Here is a 5,519-nt window from a genome sequence, read left to right as displayed (position 1 = left end):
TCCGACGCCTGAGGTGGACTGGTCGGCGGGTGGGGTGGAGTTGCTGACCGAGGCGCGGGAGTGGCCCGAGCGGGACGAGCCGCGGCGTGCGGGGGTGTCCTCCTTCGGACTCAGCGGCACCAACGCCCACATCGTCATCGAATCCGCACGGCCCGCTGCGCCCGCGTCCGAGGAGTCCGGCCCGGCGGAACCCGAAGCCACCGGATCCCGTGAACCCACCGAGGGCACGCGGACGGCCGCCGAACAGGTCGTGCCCCGGGGCGTGGTACCGCTGGCCCTGTCGGGCAAGACCCCCGACGCTCTGCGCGAGCAGGCGAGGCGGCTCGCGGCCTTCCTGGAGAGCCGGCCGGAAGCCGTGCTGCACGACGTAGCCCTCTCCCTGACCTCACGCGCCCTGTTCGACCACCGCGGAGTGGTGGTCGCCGGCACCCGCCAGGAGGCACTGAGCCGCCTCGCGGCACTGGCCGAGGACACCTCGGTGCCGGCCGCCGCCCACGGCGACACGGGTGTGGTGTTTGTGTTTCCGGGTCAGGGGGCGCAGTGGGTGGGGGGGTGTGGTGTTTGTGTTTCCGGGTCAGGGGGCGCAGTGGGTGGGGATGGCGTTGGGGTTGTTGTCGGAGTCGGTGGTGTTTGCGGAGTGGATGGGGCGGTGTGGGGAGGCGTTGGCGCCGTTTGTGGGGTGGTCGTTGGTTGATGTGTTGGGTGATGAGGAGGCGTTGGGGCGGGTTGATGTGGTGCAGCCGGTGTTGTGGGCGGTGATGGTGTCGTTGGCGGGGTTGTGGCGTTCGGTTGGGGTGGAGCCGGCTGGTGTGGTGGGGCATTCGCAGGGGGAGATTGCGGCGGCGTGTGTGGTGGGTGCGTTGTCGTTGGAGGAGGGTGCGCGGGTGGTGGCGCGGCGGAGTCAGGTGATTGCGTCGTCGCTTGCTGGTGGGGGTGGGATGTTGTCGGTGGGTTTGCCGGTGGGTGTGGTGGAGGGGCGTTTGGGTGGGGGGTTGTCGGTTGCTGCGGTGAATGGTCCGTCGTCGGTGGTGGTGGCGGGTGTGGTGGATGTGTTGGAGGTGTTGGAGGAGGAGTTGCGTGGTGAGGGGGTGCGGGTGCGTCGGGTGCCGGTGGATTATGCGTCGCATTCGGTGGAGGTTGAGCGTGTTGAGGGTGAGTTGTTGGGGGTGTTGGAGGGTGTGTCGGCGGTGTCGTCGGGGGTGCCGTTTTATTCGACGGTGACGGGTGGTGTGGTGGATACGGCGGTTTTGGATAGGGGGTATTGGTATCGGAATTTGCGGGAGTCGGTGCGTTTGGATGAGGTGACGCGTGTGTTGTTGGGGGAGGGGCGTCGGGTGTTTGTGGAGATGAGTCCGCATCCGGTGCTGGGTTTTGTGTTGGCGGAGACGATGGGTGCGGTGGGTGTGGATGGGCTGGTGGTGGGGTCGTTGCGGCGTGGTGAGGGGGGTTTGGAGCGGTTTTTGCGGTCGGTGGGTGAGGTGTATGCGGGGGGTGTGGACGTTGACTGGAAGGCCGTGTTCGACGTGGGGTCCGCGCGGCCGGTGGAGTTGCCGAGCGGGGGGTGTGGACGTTGACTGGAAGGCCGTGTTCGACGTGGGGTCCGCGCGGCCGGTGGAGTTGCCGACGTATCCCTTCCAACACCAGCACTACTGGATGAAGACGGAGCGCGCCGCAAGCGATGTCTCCTCCGCCGGGCTCGCCCCCTCCGAACATCCGCTCCTCGGCGCCGCCGTGGAACTGCCCGGAACCGGCGGCATCGCCTTCACCGGCCGCTGGTCCGTACGCACCCACCCCTGGCTGGCCGACCATGCCGTGTGGGGCACGGCCCTGCTGCCCGGCACCGGCTTCGTCGACCTGGTCCTCACCGCCGGTGCCGAGGCCGACTGCGGCTCACTGGAGGAACTCGTCATCGAGGCACCCCTCATCCTCCCCGAGGAGGGCGGCATCCAGGTACGCGTCGAGCTCGCCGCGCCCGACGAGTCCGGCCGCCGCGCCGTCTCCGTCCACTCCCGCCCCGAGGGCGACGAACCCGACTGGACGCGCCACGCCGCCGGGACGCTCGTCCCGGAGGACCTGGAGTCCGACGAACCCGCGCTCGCCTGGCCTCCGGACGGAGCCACCTCCGTGCCCGTGGACCTCGAGTCCGTGTACGCGGGCCTGGCCGAGCGCGGCTACGAGTACGGTCCCGCCTTCCAGGGACTGTGCGCGGTATGGACCCGCGACGACGAGATCTTCGCCGAGGTCGCGCTGCCCGAGCAGCAGCAGGAGGACGCGGGACGCTTCTCCCTGCATCCCGCCCTGCTCGATGCCTCGCTGCACGCTCCGCTGATCCACGGCACCGGCCTGCCCCGACTGCCCTTCTCCTGGAACGGCATCACCCTGTGGACCCGGGGAGCCTCCCGGCTGCGCGCGCACTTCGTCCCCGCGGGCGAGGAGACCTGGCAGGTCACGGTGACCGACCAGACGGGCGTTCCCGTCGCCCGCATCGACGCCCTCATAGGCCGCCAGGTGACCCAGGAACAGCTCGCCGGAGCCCGGCTGGCCCGCGAAACCGGTTCCTCCCGGCTGGACAACTGGGTTTACGGCACGACCTGGACGCCGACCGAGCCCACGGACCCGGCAGCGGCCCCTACCGGCACCTGGCTGGTCGTCGTGCCCGCCGGCCGCACGGACGACGCCGTCGTCACCGCATGTCTCACCGCCCTCGGTGACAGGGGTACCGACGCCGTCCCGCTGCCCGTCGACGGAACCGACCGTGACACCCTCGCCGACCTCCTCACCGCCGCGGTGCCCGACGTGGACACCATCACGGGCGTCCTGTCCCTGCTCGCTCTCGACGAGGCCACCCACCCCGCCCACCCCGGAGTCACCGGCGGTCTGGCGGCGACCCTCGCCCTGGTCCAGGCGCTCGGCGACGCCGAAATCGACGCACCGCTCTGGCTTGTCACCCAGGGTGCGGTCGCCACCTCCGACACCGACCCGGTGCACAGCGCCGACCAGGCCGCCCTGTGGGGACTCGGCCAGGTCGCCGCGCTCGAACACCCGGGCCGCTGGGGCGGACTGATCGACCTTCCCGCCACCCTCGATGACGAGACGGGTGCCCTGCTCACCACCGTGCTGGGCGGCAGCGGCGACGAGGACCAACTCGCCCTGCGCGCGAAGGCGGTCCTCGCCCGCCGCCTGGAACGGACGCCGCTGTACCGGCCGCAGCCGGACGAGACCCCGTGGCAGCCCACCGGCACCGTGCTGATCACCGGCGGTACCGGAGCCCTCGGCGGCCACGTCGCCCGCCGGATGGCCGCAGGCGGCGCCCAACACCTGGTCCTCGTCAGCCGCAGCGGCACCGACAGCCCGGGCGCCGCAGAACTGACCGCGGAACTGGCCGAGGCCGGCGCCCGAGTCACCGTGGCCGCCGTCGACGTCGCCGACCGGCAGGCCCTGGCGGATCTGCTGGCGAAGCTCGCGGCGGACGGCGACCCGGTCCGCACGGTGGTGCACGCCGCCGGCGTCAACGGCTTCGGCTCCCTGGAGGAGACGACGCTCGACGACTTCGCCGCCGTCGTGTCGGCCAAGGTGGCCGGCGCGGCGCATCTCGACGCGCTGCTCGGCGACACCCCCCTGGACGCGTTCATCGTGTTCTCGTCCATCGCGGGCGTCTGGGGCAGCGGCAGCCAGAGCGCCTACTCAGCGGGCAACGCCTACCTGGACGCCCTCGCCCTGCGCCGGCAGGCCCTCGGCCGGACCGCCACCTCCATCGCCTGGGGCGCCTGGGCCGGCGGTGGCATGGTCGACGCCGCCTCGGCATCGCGGCTGCGCCGCCAGGGCATCGAGGCCGTACGCCCCGAGCTGATGCTGGCCGCCCTGGACCGTGCCCTGACGGGCGGTCAGAGCGGCGTCACCGTCGCGAACATCGACTGGAAGCGATTCCACCCCGCGTTCACCGCACGCCGGCCCTCCGCGCTTCTGCAAGGCGTGACCGAGGCCCGCCGCATCGCGGCGGCCGAGGCCCGCGCCAGGCGTGCCGACCTCGCCACGGCCGGCTCGCTGCGCCAGCGCCTGGCCGGCCTCGAAGAGGACGCTCGCAGCGAGATACTGCTCGACCTGGTTCGCGCGGAGACCGCCGTCGTTCTCGGCCACCAGGACGCGCACGCCGTCCACCAGGACCGTGCCTTCCAGGAGTTGGGCTTCGACTCGCTCACCGCCGTCGAACTGCGCAACAAGCTGTCCACGGCCACCGGCCTGCGGCTGCCCGCCACACTGCTCTTCGACTACCCGGCACCGGCCGTGCTCGTCGCCCACCTGAGCGAGGCGCTCGCTCCCGAGGGCGGGCCCGTGGCGCACCGCGCGGTCGCCGAGGTCGAGAAGCTCAGTGCCGCGCTCGCCTCCGTCCCCGACGACCAGGCGGTTCGCGCCCAGGTCACCGCCGCCCTGCAGGTCCTGCTGGCCAAGTGGTCCCCGGACGCCGCCCAGGACGGAACGGACGACGATCTCGAGTCGGTCTCCGACGACGAGGTCTTCGACATCATCGACAACGAGTTCACCGTCTCCTGACGCCGCCGTCCCCGCTGCCCACTCGTAGTCAGAAGACTTTCTCTAGGAGCTGACCTTTCCCGTGGCCGACGACAAGAAGTACCGCGAATACCTCAACAAGGCAGTCGCCACCGCGCGCCAGGCCACCCGCCGACTGCGCGAGGTCGAGGAGAAGGCGTGGGAGCCCATCGCCATCGTCGGTATGGCCTGTCGTCTGCCGGGCGGGGTGACCTCCCCCGAGGACCTCTGGCGGCTGGTGTCCGACGGCGTCGACGCCATCACCCCCTTCCCGGCCGACCGCGGCTGGGACCTGGCGGGCATGTACGACCCCGACCCCGACGTACCGGGCAAGTCCTATGTCCGTGAGGGCGGCTTCCTCGACGACGTGGCAGGTTTCGACGCCGAGTTCTTCGGGATCTCCCCGCGCGAGGCGCTGGCGATGGACCCGCAGCAGCGGCTGCTCCTGGAGACCTCCTGGGAGGTCTTCGAGCGCGCCAACATCGACCCGACCTCCCTGCGCGGCCGCAGGATCGGCTTCTACACCGGCATCATGCACCACGACTACGCCCCGCGCGTACGGCAGGTCCCCGAGGACCTGGAGGCGTACCTCGGGCGCGGTAGCACCGGCAGCTTCGCCTCGGGCCGCGTGTCGTACACCCTTGGCCTCGAGGGCCCCGCGGTGACGGTGGACACCGCTTGCTCCTCGTCGCTGGTCGCCATCCACCTCGCCGTCCAGTCCCTGCGCACGGGCGAGTCGGAGATGGCGCTGGCAGGCGGCGCGGCCGTGATGGCCGACAGCAAGATGTTCGTCGAGTTCTCCCGGCAGCGCGGCCTCTCCCCGGACGGCCGGTGCCGCGCCTTCGCCGCGGGTGCCAACGGCACCGGCTTCTCCGAGGGTGTGGGGGTGTTGTTGTTGGAGCGGTTGTCGGATGCGCGGCGTAGTGGTCATGAGGTGTTGGCGGTGGTGCGGGGTTCGGCGGTGAATCAGG

4 protein-coding genes are annotated in these 5,519 nt (G+C 71.3%); all 4 read left to right on the top strand.

From position 1 onward, the window contains the following. Nucleotides 1-694: ketoacyl-synthetase C-terminal extension domain-containing protein (locus tag ADK64_RS03070; protein ID WP_324614357.1), on the top strand; the 694-nt coding region annotated here is incomplete at its 5' end. Next, nucleotides 597-1,574, top strand: a complete 978-nt coding sequence (locus ADK64_RS03065; RefSeq protein WP_234384445.1) for an acyltransferase domain-containing protein — start codon at nucleotides 597-599, stop codon at nucleotides 1,572-1,574. The genes ADK64_RS03070 and ADK64_RS03065, both read left to right, overlap by 98 nt. Then, on the top strand, nucleotides 1,564-4,551 hold the full coding sequence (locus tag ADK64_RS03060) for an SDR family NAD(P)-dependent oxidoreductase (protein ID WP_053654593.1): 2,988 nt from the start codon (nucleotides 1,564-1,566) through the stop codon (nucleotides 4,549-4,551). Before ADK64_RS03065 ends, ADK64_RS03060 begins: the two co-directional genes overlap by 11 nt. 61 nt (nucleotides 4,552-4,612) lie before the next feature. Further along, nucleotides 4,613-5,519, top strand: a 907-nt coding sequence (locus ADK64_RS03055; RefSeq protein ID WP_199829467.1) for a beta-ketoacyl synthase N-terminal-like domain-containing protein, incomplete at its 3' end; no start/stop codon positions are given.

Source organism: Streptomyces sp. MMG1121, assembly GCF_001280015.1.
Lineage (GTDB): Bacteria > Actinomycetota > Actinomycetes > Streptomycetales > Streptomycetaceae > Streptomyces.
Note: the sequence above shows the minus strand (reverse complement) of the source record. Positions and strands in the feature narration are given on the sequence as shown.